The organism is Neobacillus sp. S1115 (genome assembly GCF_055385565.1).
In genome coordinates, this window is record NZ_AP038275.1 from 1026769 (window position 1) to 1041620 (window position 14852).

A 14852-nucleotide genomic window follows, 5' to 3' on the forward strand; every position below is an offset into this window, starting at 1 on the left:
TTTTTAGAAGGGAGGGGCTCCTGAGTGAGAATCGATATAAATGCAGATATGGGGGAAAGCTTCGGCGCTTATACCATTGGCGATGATCAGAATCTGTTTCAATATATTACATCTGCCAATATCGCCTGCGGCTTCCATGCCGGAGATTATAACGTGATGAACGATACGGTGAAGAAAGCAAAGGAAAACGGCGTGGCGATTGGCGCCCACCCGGGGTATCCGGACCTTCAAGGATTCGGCCGGAGAAACCTGCAGATGACACCGCGGGAAATTTATAATTGCATGGTCTATCAAATTGGGGCACTAAAAATGTTTGCCCAGATTCAGGGGATGGCTATACAGCATGTGAAGCCTCACGGCGCCTTATATAATACGGCGGCTGAGAATCCGGCAGTGGCAAAAGCCATCGCTGAAGCTGTGTATGATACGGTTCCGGATGCTTATTTATTTGGGTTGTGCAATAGTGAACTTGTGAAGGCCGGAAAAGAAGCAGGCTTGAAAACAGCTTCCGAAGCGTTCGCGGACCGACAATATACGGATGACGGACGGCTGTGTTCAAGGCTTTTGCCGAATGCTGTTTTGAAAAACCATGATGAGATTTTGCAACAGGTGAAAGAGATTATTTTCCATAAGCGGGTGAAGGGTCTTTCAGGAGGCTGGATTACTTTGCAGGCAGACACGATTTGTTTCCATGGGGATGGGGCAAATGTGGTTGAACATACCGCACTGATTCGCCAAGCTTTAGAAAAGGAAAATGTTTTTGTCCGGTCAGTAGGAGCACCTGCATGATTCCTTTATTGAAGGTTCGAAAGGCTGGTGTCTACGGATCCATTCAGGATAAAGGAAGGTTCGGCTTTCAGCGCTTTGGCGTTCCTGTATCTGGACCGATGGACGCCTATGCTTACGAAATGGGAAATTACATCTTAGGGAATCCATCTGGCAGCCCAGCGCTGGAAGTGTTTTTAGGCGGGCAGGAATTTGAGGTTTTGTTGGATCATCGAATTGTCATCACAGGAGCGGATCTAGGGGCCCAGGTGGACGGAAAAGCTGTTCCGCTCTGGAAAACCTTCTCGATTCATCAAGGGCAGTCATTAAAGTTTACTAGTCCTAATAAAGGCAGTATCGCCTATGTGTTTCCTGAAGGTGGGTTCCATTCAGAAGAACTGCTGGGCAGCGCATCGGTTTATCCAAAAGGGCTTCTGGGAAGTTCCATTAAGAAGGATGGTATCCTCTACGCGAAGAAAGAGAAATCGACTGGGTTTCATCGAGGGTTGATTCCAAGTGAAATCCCGGATTACTCGGATGAGGTAGAGGTTAGTGTCTGGACTAGTCCGCATTCAGAAATGTTTGTACCGGAAAGCTTACAGGAATTTTTCCAAACTCCGTATACGATGAGGAGCGGGGACCGGATGGGATACCTCCTTAAAGGTCCTGAGCTAAGGTTTAAAAACGGAGGAGATATCCTCTCGGAAGCCACTCAATTTGGGACGATCCAAGTTCCTAACAGCGGTCAGCCGATCATCCTAATGGCCGACGCCCAAACGATTGGCGGCTACGCCACAATCGGAAAAATTGCGAAAGAAGATATATGGAAAATCTCCCAGCTCCGCCCAGGCGGCAAAATCCGTTTTAAAATTAGAGGTCAGGCCCCATCGCTTTAACAGGAAAGTGAAGCGGGAGCCTGACCCTTTGCTTTTAAGGAGCAATCTTAAGCAAACATGGACCGGCCCTTTGCCAACGTTATTTAAATATTTGCAGGACTGTCCCTTTGCCTTCCGCAACTTCTACCTCCGCAAAAGCCCCATTGATAATAGTAATCTGTGGCGGAACATGGCCGCAGTCAATATCATAAACAATCGGTATTTGCAGATCTTCAGCAAGGTCCTGGTAAACATCCTCAATGGTATAGTTCTCTACAGGCATATTCGCCGGACTCCGGCCAAACAGCAGACCGGAACAATTGTCAAACCAGCCGGCGAGCTTCATTTGTACTAATGACCTCCGCAAATCAGTTGTACTCAATTCACAGTTCTCCAAATACCAAATGATAGGTTCTCCAGGGATATGCTGTGTTCTAAAGCTTTGCACATCACCATATGGTGTGCCGACAAGATGTCTGATGATGTCAACACAGCCGCCGAGCAGGCGCCCATTTATTTTAAGGCCCCTGTTAGAAGAGGTTTTCCAAAGGGTCTCCTCGGTTAAATGAAATACACATGGGGATGGGTTATCGTGTTGCCATTCCTTTTGGTAAAGGGGGGAGGAGTGCTGAAGGACAGACCCGCCGCTTGCTGTCGATAAGACGGTCTCCCACATCGCAGTTGTTTCATCCCAATATTCTCCCCGAATATCGACCAGGTTCGTCCCATGAGCCGTTGCAATCCCTGTCTTTAATGTAATGGCCAGCAGCAGGCCGCTTGTATCAGAGTATCCCAACACCCATTTGTTTTTGATATTTTCGAAGTTAATATGCTCAAGAATCTCACCCAAAAGCTCGCCGCCCCAAGGAGGAAGAATGAGATCGATTTCAGCATCGCTCAACATCGCATTCAATTCCGCTGCCCGTTTTATCGCTGGTGCTGATTTGGCCTTGTCCTGCGTCCAAACCGTTTCTCCGCAGATTGTTCGATATCCTTTCTGCTCCAGCCGGCTGCACGCTTCCTTGACCAAATCATGCAATTCAACAGGGACACCCGATGAAGGTGCAGTGATCCCAATCGTCGCTCCTTTTTTCAAAAAAGGATAGGTAATCATGGATATTTCCTCCCCTAAGTTAATTTTGATAATTTTACCAGATTATATATAGATATACTATCATTAACTTAAACTATTATTTATGAAGAAAAATCTTAAAAAAGAAAAATCCCACAAATTCTGTAACGGGTTTACTTTAGGAGGTGCAATCATTTTAAACCACACAGCTAAACACACTTGAATTCACAATAATAAGCGAAGATTTTTCCGCTAAATGGAGAATAGGGCTCATTCCGGCGTAAATAAGGGAAGGTTTTCCGCTTAAATAAAGAAAAATCTCCAATATTGATGTTTTATGAGTCAATAGGGGAAATTTCTCCACCTATTTAAGTTATTCTTAATCTTATTTACTAAATAAGGGGAATTTCTACCCTTATTTATCAAACAGTGTCTAATGAACTTATACAACTTACGGTTGCTTTAGTCAGATAAAAAAAATTTGAAAAAGGCTTAGAGATATTTTCATCTCAGAGCCTTATGGACTGTGCAATATACAGTGAATTGTGTTGTGAAAATTATGTGCTCTACTATGTGGTTAAGGTTGTGATTTACCGTTTTGCACCTAACAAGTAAACCTGTTGCAAGTTCTGTGGGATTTTCCTTTTTTACCAACTATAGGCATTAGGACATTCTTTGGGCTCATAATAACAATGCTGTTTATATTGCCCAGAATGTGGCTGGTCATACCATGTTGGCGGGCATGGAGCATAAGGATTAAAATACCATAGGGCATGTTTAGCTGGTTGGCCCCTCCAATAATCCAACGTTTGTTTGGCTAATCTTTTCTCTGAACTTCTGGCTGCCTGGTAAAAAATATTACCCTTTTGAACAGCTTCAAAAGAATAATTATTGCCTTGTACTTGATAAATGACTTGTGGAATGGTCCGCAGCCCCTTAAAGTCTAAACAATCTGCTTTAAGACGATTAACGATGACATTCCCGACAAGCAGCATTCCCATTTTTCCTTCGCCTTCGGCTTCTGCTCTCATCATCCTTGCTACCAGATCAACATCCGATGATCTATATTATATTTTGCTCGTGGCATCCCTTTTCACCCCTGTTTTAAATGTATGATAACCCCCCTTCCGTTGTTAACGGGACCCTAATATTTCATTATTCAGATATGGAAATAGTTTACTTAATTGCCTGTTTCTACTTATAATAAAATTGCAGTTATTTATATTTCTATGAAAGAAATAGAAAAAGGGGGCTACTTGATGTATCCACAAAAACATAAAAGAAGAAACACGCCAGCGTTCACATTCTTGGCCTATTTTACCCTGTTTGCGGGAATTTGTTTATTTGCAATCGGCATTTATAATGCTGACCTAGAGCTGAATGAAAAGGGATATTATATTGCGGTGATGCTGCTAATTATTGTGGGCTCCATCCTTACCCAGAAAGTCATTAGGGACAATTCCGAGGATGATGAAATCATTGCCGAGCAGCAACGCAGAATGGAAAGAAACGAACAAGCGTAGGCAACCAAAAAGGAGTTCTGAAACCAAACTTGGTTCAGAACTCCTTTTTTAAAATTAATCTTTAATAATTAACCCCATCAAAGTAGAAAATTGCAAAGCCTGATGCGTTGAGACTTTGCATCCTTTTAAATCTTCAATGGCGACGGTCAGTGTATTGAAATTCGAGGAACTGATATCCACGCCCTTAAGGGAGGTGTGGTCAAAGCTGGCTCCATCCAGATTGCAAAATTGAAATTCGGTACTTTTGAATTTACAGTCATAAAAATCAGTACCCTTTAATGAACTATCCTGAAAAAGTACCTTTTCAAACTTGGAAGTGGCCAATGCCGTTAAGTTTAAGACGGAATTGATGAACTGAACGTTTCCAAACCGGGAGTCTTCAAAATTAACCCCTAATAATTTGCAATCCCTAAAGATGACCCTGTGAATCGAAGATTTGCTTAAATCGGCATTGGATAAATCACAGTTTTCAAAGATTACATCCGTTAGATCCATTTTTTGAAAATCAGTATTGGTGAACCGGCAATTCTTCAACACCACATTGTAAAGCCGGACACGGACAGCCGCTTCATTTTCAAAAACGGAGTCGCTAATCTTGCACATTTCTAATTCCGGATCTTCTTCATAAAAAATTTCATGGAAATTCCTATCACGTAACTCGTCAGGAATCTTAGGCGCTTCAATTTTCATATGTCTTTTAAACCCCAATAAAATTAATGGATGAGCGCAGTCCCTCAAGTGCAAACCCGCCGATGTATCGATATACAAATAAGGCGATGATTGGAGAAAAATCGATTGGACCTAAAGGAGGAATGAATTTCCTAAAGACGTTTAAGTAAGGTTCAACCAGCCTATAAATCCATTCGCCCACTTTTGTTGCTTGAAAACGCGGGAACCAAGAACCAAAAATCGATATTAAAATTAACCAATAATATGCCTCAAAAGCATACTGTCCAATTAGCATAATATAAGAACCCAATTTTCTATCTCCTGCCTATCATAATATTTAGAATGGTACAAACATGTATTACGTATTAGTCTATATAAAGTTTCACCAAAAGTGAAGAAAATTGAACAATAAAATGATGCCAAGCAGACTCAGGGTGTCTACCTGTACACTTCTATTAATTTGAAAACTGATTATACCAATATGATATAATAGGGTTAAAAAATTGTGAAAATTCAGCAAAAAGGAGGAGGTCAATTTAATGATTGGGAGTTTAACATTGTTTCCAAGTTCATGTCTATTAACAAGTTCTTTTTTCGCAACGCTCTCAGGAAAAACTAAACCAAGAGCTTCACAAAAATTGAATGATTTTCCGATTATCCTTGTCCATGGATTAACCGGCTGGGGCAGGGATGAAATGGGGGGAATTAAATATTGGGGCGGGGTCCGCGACCTCGAAGAGTACTTAAATGAAAAAGGACATAAAACCTATACAGCGACAGTGGGACCTGTTTCTAGCAACTGGGACCGGGCCGTTGAGCTATATGCGTACATCAAAGGCGGAACGGTAGACTACGGGGCGGCCCATGCTAAAGAGCACGGGCATGAACGGTTTGGCAGAACCTACCCTGGGATATACAGCCAATGGGATGTCACCGAGAAAATTCACCTTGTCGGCCATAGTATGGGCGGACAAACCATCAGGACATTGGTCGAACTGCTGGAAAATGGAAGTGCGGCGGAACGGGAATACGCTGAGCAGCATCCGGAAGAAGGGCTATCTGACTTGTTCAAAGGCGGAAAAAGCTGGGTCCATAGTGTCACAACCCTTGGTACGCCCCATAATGGCTCCACGTTTGCGGACGAAGAAGGGATGACACCATGGCTGAATCAGATGGTCTTTTACGCTGGGAGTTTATCAGGGGCAAGTGATGAAAACATCGTCTATGATTATAAACTTAACCAATGGGGGCTACAGCGGGAAGAGGGAGAGTCATACTTTGAATATGTTGACAGGGTTTTCAAAAGTGCCATTTGGACAAGCAAAGACAGCAGCCTAAATGATTTAACCACTTATGGAGCGGCTAACCTCAATAAATGGGTGAAGACGCATCAGAATGTTTACTATTTTTCTTATACTGGGGATGCCACCTATAAAGGCGTTCTGACCGGCCGGGCGTATCCGATGTTTAACATGAATCCTTTAATGAAAGCCTCCAGCATGTTAATGGGAGCTTATTCAAGAAAAAGCCCTGAGCCTGTTATTGATTCTGCCTGGTGGCCAAATGATGGGATTGTCAATGTAGTCTCGGCGAAATACCCGCACGGTCATGATCATAAGAGGTATGATGGCCATGTTGAAAAAGGGGTATGGAATCACTTTGATGTGCAGTCTGGCTGGGATCATTTTGATTTTATCGGGATTGGATCTGAAGATAATCTTGGCTTAAAAGATATCTACAGTTTTTATAAAGGAATTGCGGACAACCTGCATGAGCTGCCGGAATAAAATCTTCTCAGAATAAGGGGTATTAAAAAATGTATATTCCAAACCATTTCAAAATAGATAATGAAGAAATCCTCTATGACTTTATGGAAAATAACAGCTTTGCCACGTTGGTTTCGCAGCATAATGGGGAACCATATGCCACTCACCTTCCATTAACCATTCATAAAGAGGAAGGTGTTTTATATGGCCATTTTGCCCGTCCGAACGGACAGTGGAAGGATATTGCAAATCAAAAGGTTTTAGTCATATTTCAAGGCCCGCACTGCTACATCTCCCCTTCATGGTACGAAACCAATAAGGCTGTGCCAACCTGGAATTATGTTGCCGTTCATGTATATGGCCAATTGGAGATTGTGGAAGATGGTCAGGAACTGCTTGGTGCGTTAGCAGAAATGGTTACTACATATGAAAAGCCCAATAGTTCCTATCAGTTAAAGGATGTAGATCCAAGTTACATTGAAGGAATGACAAGAGGTATTGTAGGTTTTCGGATCAATATTACTAAAATTGAGGGAAAGGCAAAACTTAGTCAAAACCACCCAGTTGAACGTCAAAAGTTAATCATCAAGCGGCTAGAAAGCTCAACTGACCCAAATGATAGGCTTATAGCTGATTTAATGAGGAATAACCTTCAAAATTAATATGATAAGGCTGACTTTAAAGAAGTCAGCCATTTTAATGTCCGTTTGAATTAGTTTTCCCTATTGTTCATTTGCAAAAGCCAAACCGCAAGCTGCAGGGTCACCGCATCATTTAGCACCTGCGGGTCGAGTCCAGTTACTTCCTTGATTTTTTTAAGCCGATAAATAAGCGAATTGCGATGGATGTACATGCGCTTGGCACATTCCCCGATATTTTGATTGCTTTTGAAAAAATAATCCAATGTTTCGATCAGCTTGTCCGATAGATTCCCGATGACTCGGTTTAGGTACTGACTCTTAGCCCGCTCATCCAATCCCGCCAAGAGGGCTTGTGGTTCAATTTCTGCAAAAGTGGTCAATTTCTCTTGGCCTCCAAACAGTAAAGCCTGCTGTGCCTCCTGAAAGGAATGGCGTACTTGGGTAAAATCCATTGCTGTTGAACCGATTCCGATTTTTAAAAATAGATTGGTAGAGTTTAAAACAGTTTTCAATTTTTGTATCAGTTTTGTCTCAGACAGCTGGGATGTCAGCAGAAAGATTCTGCTGCTGTTTAAAAATCCCACCAGCGAGCTGCCCTCGTCAAAAGAGTTCTCGAGAATTTGCAGTAATTCTCGTTTTTTTAACGGGGTTTGTGAAACTTCAATAATAGCAATCTGGAAAGATGGAGTTAGTTTGATTTCTATTAAATTCAACCGTTGGTTAATGGACTCCACATCGTATTGGTCTTTCAATAACTCTTCAAAGACTTGCTCCTTCAGCCGCTGCTTCCATTCAAATTGTTCGGCGATAAAAGATTGATGAATCATCATCTCTGTGATCATTTTGACCAACGAGCCAAACTCTATGATTTCCTCAGGTTTACCGGTAATTCCGATAACGCCAATAATCAGGTCCTGGAATGTAATGGGAAGATTGATGCCAGGCAGGGAACCTTCCCATTGCTGCGGGTCATCTTCTTTGATAAATAAAGGCTTGCCGGTTCTTAAAACCTCTAATGCCCCAGAGTGGAGCTGATGAATACGACTTTGGTCCCCTGATGCAATAATCGTCCCGGTATGATCCATAATATTGATGTTGCGGTTGAGACGAATCATCGTTTGTTTGACAATTTCAGCTGCCATTTCCTGTGTTAGCATATGCCATCACCATTCCGTTGTAAGCGTTTTTATTTATTATACACAAAAAATTCAAAAAAGTTTTCTGTTTTTTTGTTTATGGCGACTGATGAATGTCAAATATCTGAAGATTATAATTGTTTTAAGCAGAATATTGTAGAAAAAAGGGGAAAACACAATGAAGATTGTTATTGCACCCGATTCGTTTAAAGGATCGCTTACTGCACTTGAAGCTGCCCAGGCAATCGTTCGGGGCATCAAAAGGGCGAACCCTTCAGCAGAAACGGTGCTTGTGCCGGTTGCTGATGGAGGAGAGGGAACAGCCGATAGCTTAGTTGCGGCAACAAATGGCCGAATGGTGGATGTCATGGTGAAAGGCCCATTATTAGAACCGGTGAAGGCAGCCTATGGAATTCTTGGCGATCAGGAAACCTGTGTCATCGAGATGGCGACCGCATCCGGCTTAAATTTGATTAAGCCTGAACAGCGTAATCCGATGCTGGCGACCACCTTCGGGACAGGGGAACTGATTAAAAAAGCATTAGACGATGGCTGCCGAAAATTTATTTTGGCCATAGGTGGAAGCGCTACCAACGACGGGGGAATTGGTATGCTTCAGGCACTAGGAATGAAGCTGTTGGATTCGGATGGAAATCCTGTGCAGGATGGGGCTGGTGCAGGTGAGCTTGCCCGGATTGCTTCCATTGATGACCGGGATTTTGACCTGCGCATTGCCGGGGCCCAGTTTCTAATTGCCACAGATGTTCAGAATCCTTTAGTGGGGCTGAGCGGAGCATCTCATGTGTTCGGTCCGCAAAAAGGGGCCACACCTGAAATGGTGGAAATTCTGGATGGATATTTACGCCATTGGGCCGATTTGGTTGAAGCCAAAACGAGTATCCGACTTCATGACAAGCCGGGTGCCGGGGCAGCAGGCGGAATTGGCGGAGCTTTCCAGGCGTTTTTTCCAGCCGAAACAAGAAGGGGCATCGATATCGTCATCGAGTACACCAAGCTTGCAGAAAAGCTGGACGGTGCTCAGTGTGTGTTTACCGGAGAAGGCCAGACAGATTTTCAAACCGCTTCCGGAAAAACGCCGATGGGCGTGGCTCAAGAGGCGAAGAAACTGGACATACCGGTATTCGTCCTTGCCGGGTCGATTGGCAAAGGGATTGACCAGCTTTATGAGCATGGGATTTCGAGTGTTCATAGTATCATCAATGCTCCGATGACGCTAAAAGAGGCAATGGACCGAGGAGCTGAACTGCTCGAGCGGTCAGGAGAGCAGGTAATGCGGACATATTTGGCTTCACTAGCTTAAGGGTTTGGAATACGAACAGGGGTTGGCAGGGAGAAAAACCTTGCTGTAAAGAGGAGAAGATTTTTACAAAACAACAAAGGGGTAATACAGATGTTATTTCTAGTTTTATTAATTGGCGTACTGTTAGTCGTCATCGCCACGACGAAATTTAAGCTGCACCCATTCTTATCGTTATTATTAGGTACATTTTTTGTAGGTTTTGCTTCAGGTATGCCGCTGATGAAGATTGTGGAAAACGTGAATACCGGATTCGGAGGATTGATGGGGGGAATCGGTCTCGTTATCGTGTTCGGAACCGTTATTGGGACAATCCTTGAAAAATCAGGAGCGGCCCTCAGGATGGCTGAAGTCGTACTCCGCGTTGTAGGTCCAAAAAGACCGCAGCTTGCGATGAGTTTAATTGGATACATTGTTTCGATTCCTGTATTTTGTGATTCCGGGTTTGTTATTTTATCAAGTTTAAGAAAAGCACTAGCAAAGCGTGCAAAGGTAGCGGTCGCATCGATGTCTGTGGCGCTTGCAACCGGCTTGTACGCTACTCACACGCTTGTTCCGCCAACACCGGGGCCAATCGCCGCGGCAGGAAACATTGGCGCAAGCAACTTCTTGGGAACTATCATTTTAATTGGTCTTATTACAGCTATTCCAGCAACCATCGTCGGCTATTTCTGGGCAACAAAAGTAGCGAACAAAATTGAGGTAGAAGACGATGGTGAGGAATTGAACTATGACGAAATCGTTCGTTCCTTTGGAAAAATGCCATCTACGTTTCTATCATTCTTGCCGATTGTCTTGCCGATCGTTTTGATTGGTATTGGGTCTGTTGTTACTTTCCTTGGGTCAGAAGGAAATATCGCTAAATTTTTAGTATTCTTGGGCACACCGCTTGTCGCGTTGCTTGCCGGTGTCATCGCTGCTTTTGCCTTGCTGCCAAAATTTGATGAAGAGACCTTAACAAAATGGGTGGGAGAAGGTTTAGTAGAATCTGCTCCAATCCTGTTAATTACCGGCGCAGGCGGTGCGTTTGGTGGTGTTATCAAAAACACTGGAATTGCGGATGCGATTCAAAGCTGGTCAATCGGCGACACATTTAGCGGCGCACTGTTCTTATTGATTCCTTTCATTATTGCTGCTGCATTAAAAACGGCACAGGGTTCATCAACTGCTGCATTGGTTATTACTTCATCTTTAATCGCTCCAATGCTGCCGACTCTTGGCATTGAGGGAGCTGTTCCGTTGGCACTAGTTGTCATGGCGGTTGGTGCAGGTGCGATGACAGTCAGCCACGTAAACGACAGCTTCTTCTGGGTTGTAACGCAGTTCAGCGGAATGAAAGTTACCGATGCTTACAAAGCCCAGACTATGGCAACCTTATTGCAGGGTGCAGTTACGATCGTTGTGACGATGATTTTATGGGTAGTTTTAGTTTGATTGATTGAAAGACAGATATACGGTTTTGAACCGGTAAATGACGGCATTATCGTCTGGGCCTATCGGTTGAATTTTTAAAAAAAGTATTGAGCGGTTTAATTTTTCAGCCGCTCAATTTTTTATTTAAGGCCCCTTTTTAATCGCTCAAAACCATAAATGATTAGAGAAAAACTGATAAAAGATAAAAAGATGTGCTTAGGTTTAAAGTTAATCAACTTAAAAAGCTTTAATTTTTGATAAAGAAAGCTTAATGGAAAAGAAAATAATAAATCCATGATCAGGTTAACCAACATATACCGTTTGAATTTCCCAAAGGTAAAATGGAATATCCATAGGGTTCCCACGAAGAATGGCCCCAGAATAAAGCTGCTATCGTTTAAAAGTTTCCCCTTCCATCCACCTTTTACAGTCCACCATTTATATGGAATAGCCAGCAAGCACAGCACAGTTACAAATAATGAAGCAACTATGGAAACAGGTAAGAACTGCCGAAGAGACTTTCTTGGAAGAAAAGCAATGGAAAACCAGGGTAAAATAAGATGAAGAATTCTAATCAAATAAGGCATAATGGAACCTCCTTTCTAATCTTAAATTCCCCTTGATTAAAGGAAATCATTCTCAATCGAGGAAAAGTTACTTTTTTCATAACCTTTGAAAAGTTTTGCAGGAAAAAGGATATATATCGAGAAGTCTATTACTAGAAATTGAATAACAACTATAAAAAATAGATAAATAAGTTAAAAAGGAAGGGGAGTCGAGACCAATGTTATCGTTTGAGGAGAAAAAGGAGATTTTCCGCACGTTCAAGCTGGAGGAGAAAGAAATCAGCAACGGCAGAGTGAACTTTAACTATCCCGAGAGTAAGCAGAGAGGCCTGGTTCTGGCCAGGGAATTGCAGCAGAGCGGCAATGGCTATGTGCTTGGCAAGTACATGTCTGAAGAAGTCATTAAGAAAAACAACTACACGGTTGATGCACGCGGCTGGATATCAGTAAGAGATTTTTCAAAAGATGAGTTAATCATGGTCATTGTTGAGGCCATGAAGTCCATGTCCGGGCTGGCCATCGAAGCAGACGCGTTTTTCCGGGCAAAGGGTTCAATGAAAACTGTCAGGACTACGCCGAGGAAAAAAGTAGTCAGTATTAGGGCAGTCAAGGATGCAAAACGGAAACCTGTTGAAAGCAAAATACAAACACCTGATACGTCAACATCCACAGTTGTGGAGGAAGTTAAAAATGAGCCGCTTGAGTCTTCGAAACCGGCAGCTCCCGTAAAAGACGATGATTTTTCAAAAGAATTGGAAAGCTATCCCCTTTCTTGTATGTTTTTCTGGACAGGGCTGACAATGTCGTTGATGGAAACCGGCTTCCTGATGTGGCGGAATGCGGTGCGGAGATATGGTGAAGTCAGTCGAGGATTGACTAGAAAAGAATAGGATTTATTTAGCCTGGTATTCATACTGGGCTATTTCAATTCTATCCTTATTTAATGCAGGATTTTTATTATTACTCGGACGCCCCATCTGATAAGCAGGTATATAGGTTCAATGAGATCGAAAGCGAACTTAAAGAATTCCCATTTGTCGCCCTTCTCTTCCTTCTTTTTCTTTTTCTTTTTCATCTTGAATCCCATTTTACATCCCCCCGTAAATTTTATTACGAATTTACCTTGTGAAGGTTTCAAAATAAATAGTCCTAATCCGATTTTTGTTAATATTCGTAAATTGCTGTGATAGAATTTGGATATCATAACCAAATGTTTTTTTCAAAATAAGAGCACTAGATAGGGTTTCGGATGATGAATGAATTGGGGGATTAAGGATGGAATTTTTATTAAATAAGGTTTTTGCCGGGCAGCCAAAAACAGTCGGTGATAAGGATGCCGCCAGTTTGATGGACCGTGAGTGGACGAGTGCGATTTTTAAAGAACCTGTTGAGGGGTCTATCTGGGTCGGCAAAACAGGCTTGGCGGGAGACGGGGTATTTGATACGGAGCACCATGGCGGTCCGGAGAAAGCTGTATTTGCGTATGCCTCGGAACATTATGTGGACTGGCAAAAGGAATTGGACTCTCATATTGGACCAGGAGCTATGGGCGAGAATTTTCTGATGGAAAATGCTAGGGAGAATTTGATTTCGATAGGTGATACCTTTCAAATCGGCGAAGCGGTTGTTCAGGTATCCCAGCCCCGCCAGCCATGCTGGAAGCCGGCCCGCCGTTTTAAAATCAAAACCCTCGCACTGCTTATCCAAAATACCGGACGGACCGGGTGGTATTTTCGGGTGTTAAAAGAAGGTTTCGTTGAAGCCGGGCCGGGCTTTACGTTGATTGAGCGCCCTTATCCGCAGTGGACTATTCAGAAGTGCAATGAGATTATTCATGCAAGGAAGCCGAATTTTGAGGAAATGCGTGAACTTGCCCGGTGTGAATTGCTCGCGCCAGGTCTGCTAACTACTTTAGGGGAAAGAATTAAGAAAAGGGAAATACCGGATATTACAAAAAGGGTCTACGGACCGAATGAGTGATTAAAAAGGACAAATCGACTAAAATCCCAGGTCAAAGTGGTCCGAACCAGAGCAGCCTTCGGACAAAAACGTTTGAAAAAGGGGTCAAAGTGTCCGAACTAGAGCAACCTTCGGACAAAATCGTTTGAAAAAGAGCGGAAGTGTCCGAACCTAGGTAACCTTCGGACAAAATTGCTTGAAAAAGAGGTGGAAGTGTCCGAACCAGTGCAGCCTTCGGACAAAACCGCTTGAAAAGGGGGTCAAAGTGTCCTTCATAAAAGTACGTATGAAAATCTACAATCCTAATAGGTATTAAATGAGGAGTGGAAAACTATGTTTTTAAAATTAATCCACAATGACACCGCAATCACAGAAGGAAGTCCATTTACTTCGGATGAAGTCCAATACAATCTAATCCATCGAATCAGTGAAGACCCTAACTCCTTATGTCTTAAAACACCAGACGAAAAAATGATTTTTGCCCAAACGCCCGGACATAAGGGCTGGCTGTGGATTTCGAACGATATCCCATCGAAGGAACGAACATCCCTAATAAATGAACTTATAAACCAGCTCGCAGAAGTGCCCTTGCAGGGAGTTACTGGAGACCCCAAAACGGCACGGATGTTCACTGAAATTTTTTCAAATATAAATAACGTTCAATACGAAACGGATATGACCATGGAAGCCTACCATTGTCCAAAGCTCATAAAGCCTGAAGGTGTGAAAGGAGAAATCCTTAAAGCAACGGAACAGCATGTTGACGTTGTTGCAGATTATCTCGCGGGCTTTATGAGGGATGCATTTGGGACCACTGTTGAACCGTCATCTCAGCAGACAAGGGCTGCCACGATGATTGCTGGTGGCGGGTTGTACCTTTGGATCGTCAATGGCCAGCCAGTGGCGAAAGCGAACATTTCCCACCGTTCTCCAAGGCATGCCAGAATCAATGCCGTATTTACCCCACTCCAACATCGAAAAAACGGCTATGCCAGTGCGCTTGTCGCTGAACTTTGTGAAATCATAGAGTCAGAGAATCGAATTCCGATGCTCTATGCAGATGTAAAGAATCCAGATTCCAATAAGGTATATCAAAATCTCGGATTCCAAAAATGCGGGCTGATTGAGGAAATCAAGTTTCTCTAGGTA

The 14852-nt window shown here is 43.0% G+C and carries 17 protein-coding genes; 10 read left to right on the forward strand and 7 right to left on the reverse strand.

The features are described 5' to 3' along the window. Positions 1-24 precede the first annotated feature (24 nt). Together ACZ5B7_RS04900 and ACZ5B7_RS04905 are read left to right on the forward strand one after the other, a co-directional pair. On the forward strand, positions 25-789 hold the full coding sequence (locus tag ACZ5B7_RS04900) for a LamB/YcsF family protein (RefSeq protein WP_464492902.1): 765 nt from the start codon (positions 25-27) through the stop codon (positions 787-789). Further along, positions 786-1661, forward strand: coding sequence for a 5-oxoprolinase subunit C family protein (locus tag ACZ5B7_RS04905; protein ID WP_464492903.1), 876 nt, complete (start codon positions 786-788; stop codon positions 1659-1661). Before ACZ5B7_RS04900 ends, ACZ5B7_RS04905 begins: the two co-directional genes overlap by 4 nt. Before the next feature lie 79 nt (positions 1662-1740). Here ACZ5B7_RS04905 and ACZ5B7_RS04910 read toward each other — a convergent pair whose 3' ends face one another. After that, the gene (locus tag ACZ5B7_RS04910) at positions 1741-2754 is read right to left on the reverse strand and encodes a S66 family peptidase (RefSeq protein WP_464492904.1); all 1014 of its coding nucleotides are present in this window, start codon (positions 2752-2754) and stop codon (positions 1741-1743) included. A 605-nt stretch (positions 2755-3359) separates the two neighbouring features. Beyond that, positions 3360-3746, reverse strand: coding sequence for a cell wall hydrolase (locus tag ACZ5B7_RS04915; protein WP_464492905.1), 387 nt, complete (start codon positions 3744-3746; stop codon positions 3360-3362). Between the two features lie 225 nt (positions 3747-3971). Here ACZ5B7_RS04915 and ACZ5B7_RS04920 point away from each other — a divergent pair, with 225 nt between their 5' ends. After that, positions 3972-4235: a YiaA/YiaB family inner membrane protein gene (locus ACZ5B7_RS04920; RefSeq protein WP_464492906.1), complete on the forward strand. Its 264-nt coding sequence runs from the start codon at positions 3972-3974 to the stop codon at positions 4233-4235. Between the two features lie 54 nt (positions 4236-4289). Here ACZ5B7_RS04920 and ACZ5B7_RS04925 read toward each other — a convergent pair whose 3' ends face one another. Both ACZ5B7_RS04925 and ACZ5B7_RS04930 read right to left on the reverse strand, forming a co-directional pair. After that, a complete protein-coding gene (locus ACZ5B7_RS04925) occupies positions 4290-4925 on the reverse strand; it encodes a pentapeptide repeat-containing protein (protein ID WP_464492907.1) in 636 nt (211 codons plus the stop codon). Positions 4926-4932: 7 nt separating this feature from the next. Continuing rightward, on the reverse strand, positions 4933-5199 hold the full coding sequence (locus tag ACZ5B7_RS04930) for a YggT family protein (protein ID WP_464494434.1): 267 nt from the start codon (positions 5197-5199) through the stop codon (positions 4933-4935). A gap of 244 nt (positions 5200-5443) precedes the next feature. On the opposite strand from ACZ5B7_RS04930, the gene ACZ5B7_RS04935 reads away from it, so the two are divergent. Next, entirely contained in the window at positions 5444-6691 is a 1248-nt protein-coding gene (locus ACZ5B7_RS04935; RefSeq protein WP_464492908.1) for an esterase/lipase family protein, read from the forward strand. Between the two features lie 29 nt (positions 6692-6720). Then, a complete protein-coding gene (locus ACZ5B7_RS04940; protein ID WP_464492909.1) occupies positions 6721-7332 on the forward strand; it encodes an FMN-binding negative transcriptional regulator in 612 nt (203 codons plus the stop codon). A 50-nt stretch (positions 7333-7382) separates the two neighbouring features. On the opposite strand, the gene ACZ5B7_RS04945 is transcribed toward ACZ5B7_RS04940, so the two are convergent. Then, positions 7383-8468, reverse strand: coding sequence for a CdaR family transcriptional regulator (locus ACZ5B7_RS04945; RefSeq protein WP_464492910.1), 1086 nt, complete (start codon positions 8466-8468; stop codon positions 7383-7385). A 157-nt stretch (positions 8469-8625) separates the two neighbouring features. Here ACZ5B7_RS04945 and ACZ5B7_RS04950 point away from each other — a divergent pair, with 157 nt between their 5' ends. After that, a complete protein-coding gene (locus ACZ5B7_RS04950; RefSeq protein WP_464492911.1) occupies positions 8626-9768 on the forward strand; it encodes a glycerate kinase in 1143 nt (380 codons plus the stop codon). 90 nt (positions 9769-9858) lie between these two features. After that, positions 9859-11199, forward strand: coding sequence for a GntP family permease (locus ACZ5B7_RS04955; RefSeq protein ID WP_213146378.1), 1341 nt, complete (start codon positions 9859-9861; stop codon positions 11197-11199). A gap of 119 nt (positions 11200-11318) precedes the next feature. On the opposite strand, the gene ACZ5B7_RS04960 is transcribed toward ACZ5B7_RS04955, so the two are convergent. Next, positions 11319-11765: a hypothetical protein gene (locus tag ACZ5B7_RS04960; protein WP_464492912.1), complete on the reverse strand. Its 447-nt coding sequence runs from the start codon at positions 11763-11765 to the stop codon at positions 11319-11321. Between the two features lie 197 nt (positions 11766-11962). On the opposite strand from ACZ5B7_RS04960, the gene ACZ5B7_RS04965 reads away from it, so the two are divergent. Further along, positions 11963-12634, forward strand: a complete 672-nt coding sequence (locus tag ACZ5B7_RS04965) for a hypothetical protein (RefSeq protein WP_464492913.1) — start codon at positions 11963-11965, stop codon at positions 12632-12634. A 50-nt stretch (positions 12635-12684) separates the two neighbouring features. Here the strand turns inward: ACZ5B7_RS04965 and ACZ5B7_RS04970 are convergent, their stop codons facing one another. After that, positions 12685-12831 carry a hypothetical protein gene (locus tag ACZ5B7_RS04970; RefSeq protein ID WP_464492914.1) on the reverse strand — a complete coding sequence of 49 codons (147 nt, stop codon included), beginning with the start codon at positions 12829-12831 and terminating at the stop codon, positions 12685-12687. A gap of 188 nt (positions 12832-13019) precedes the next feature. Here ACZ5B7_RS04970 and ACZ5B7_RS04975 point away from each other — a divergent pair, with 188 nt between their 5' ends. Then, entirely contained in the window at positions 13020-13724 is a 705-nt protein-coding gene (locus ACZ5B7_RS04975) for an MOSC domain-containing protein (protein ID WP_464492915.1), read from the forward strand. Between the two features lie 312 nt (positions 13725-14036). Then, complete coding sequence (locus ACZ5B7_RS04980; protein ID WP_464492916.1) at positions 14037-14849, forward strand: GNAT family N-acetyltransferase; 813 nt, start codon at positions 14037-14039, stop codon at positions 14847-14849. The last annotated feature ends 3 nt before the right edge of the window (positions 14850-14852 follow it).

Bases quoted from the DNA above. Each gene is read 5' to 3' on its own strand.
- ACZ5B7_RS04905 (WP_464492903.1), top strand. From the start codon at position 786: ATGATTCCTTTATTGAAGGTTCGAAAGGCTGGTGTCTACGGATCCATT.
- ACZ5B7_RS04910 (WP_464492904.1), bottom strand. From the start codon at position 2,754: ATGATTACCTATCCTTTTTTGAAAAAAGGAGCGACGATTGGGATCACT.
- ACZ5B7_RS04915 (WP_464492905.1), bottom strand. From the start codon at position 3,746: ATGATGAGAGCAGAAGCCGAAGGCGAAGGAAAAATGGGAATGCTGCTT.
- ACZ5B7_RS04920 (WP_464492906.1), top strand. From the start codon at position 3,972: ATGTATCCACAAAAACATAAAAGAAGAAACACGCCAGCGTTCACATTC.
- ACZ5B7_RS04925 (WP_464492907.1), bottom strand. From the start codon at position 4,925: ATGAAAATTGAAGCGCCTAAGATTCCTGACGAGTTACGTGATAGGAAT.
- ACZ5B7_RS04930 (WP_464494434.1), bottom strand. From the start codon at position 5,199: ATGCTAATTGGACAGTATGCTTTTGAGGCATATTATTGGTTAATTTTA.
- ACZ5B7_RS04935 (WP_464492908.1), top strand. From the start codon at position 5,444: ATGATTGGGAGTTTAACATTGTTTCCAAGTTCATGTCTATTAACAAGT.
- ACZ5B7_RS04940 (WP_464492909.1), top strand. From the start codon at position 6,721: ATGTATATTCCAAACCATTTCAAAATAGATAATGAAGAAATCCTCTAT.
- ACZ5B7_RS04945 (WP_464492910.1), bottom strand. From the start codon at position 8,468: ATGCTAACACAGGAAATGGCAGCTGAAATTGTCAAACAAACGATGATT.
- ACZ5B7_RS04950 (WP_464492911.1), top strand. From the start codon at position 8,626: ATGAAGATTGTTATTGCACCCGATTCGTTTAAAGGATCGCTTACTGCA.
- ACZ5B7_RS04955 (WP_213146378.1), top strand. From the start codon at position 9,859: ATGTTATTTCTAGTTTTATTAATTGGCGTACTGTTAGTCGTCATCGCC.
- ACZ5B7_RS04960 (WP_464492912.1), bottom strand. From the start codon at position 11,765: ATGCCTTATTTGATTAGAATTCTTCATCTTATTTTACCCTGGTTTTCC.
- ACZ5B7_RS04965 (WP_464492913.1), top strand. From the start codon at position 11,963: ATGTTATCGTTTGAGGAGAAAAAGGAGATTTTCCGCACGTTCAAGCTG.
- ACZ5B7_RS04970 (WP_464492914.1), bottom strand. From the start codon at position 12,831: ATGGGATTCAAGATGAAAAAGAAAAAGAAAAAGAAGGAAGAGAAGGGC.
- ACZ5B7_RS04975 (WP_464492915.1), top strand. From the start codon at position 13,020: ATGGAATTTTTATTAAATAAGGTTTTTGCCGGGCAGCCAAAAACAGTC.
- ACZ5B7_RS04980 (WP_464492916.1), top strand. From the start codon at position 14,037: ATGTTTTTAAAATTAATCCACAATGACACCGCAATCACAGAAGGAAGT.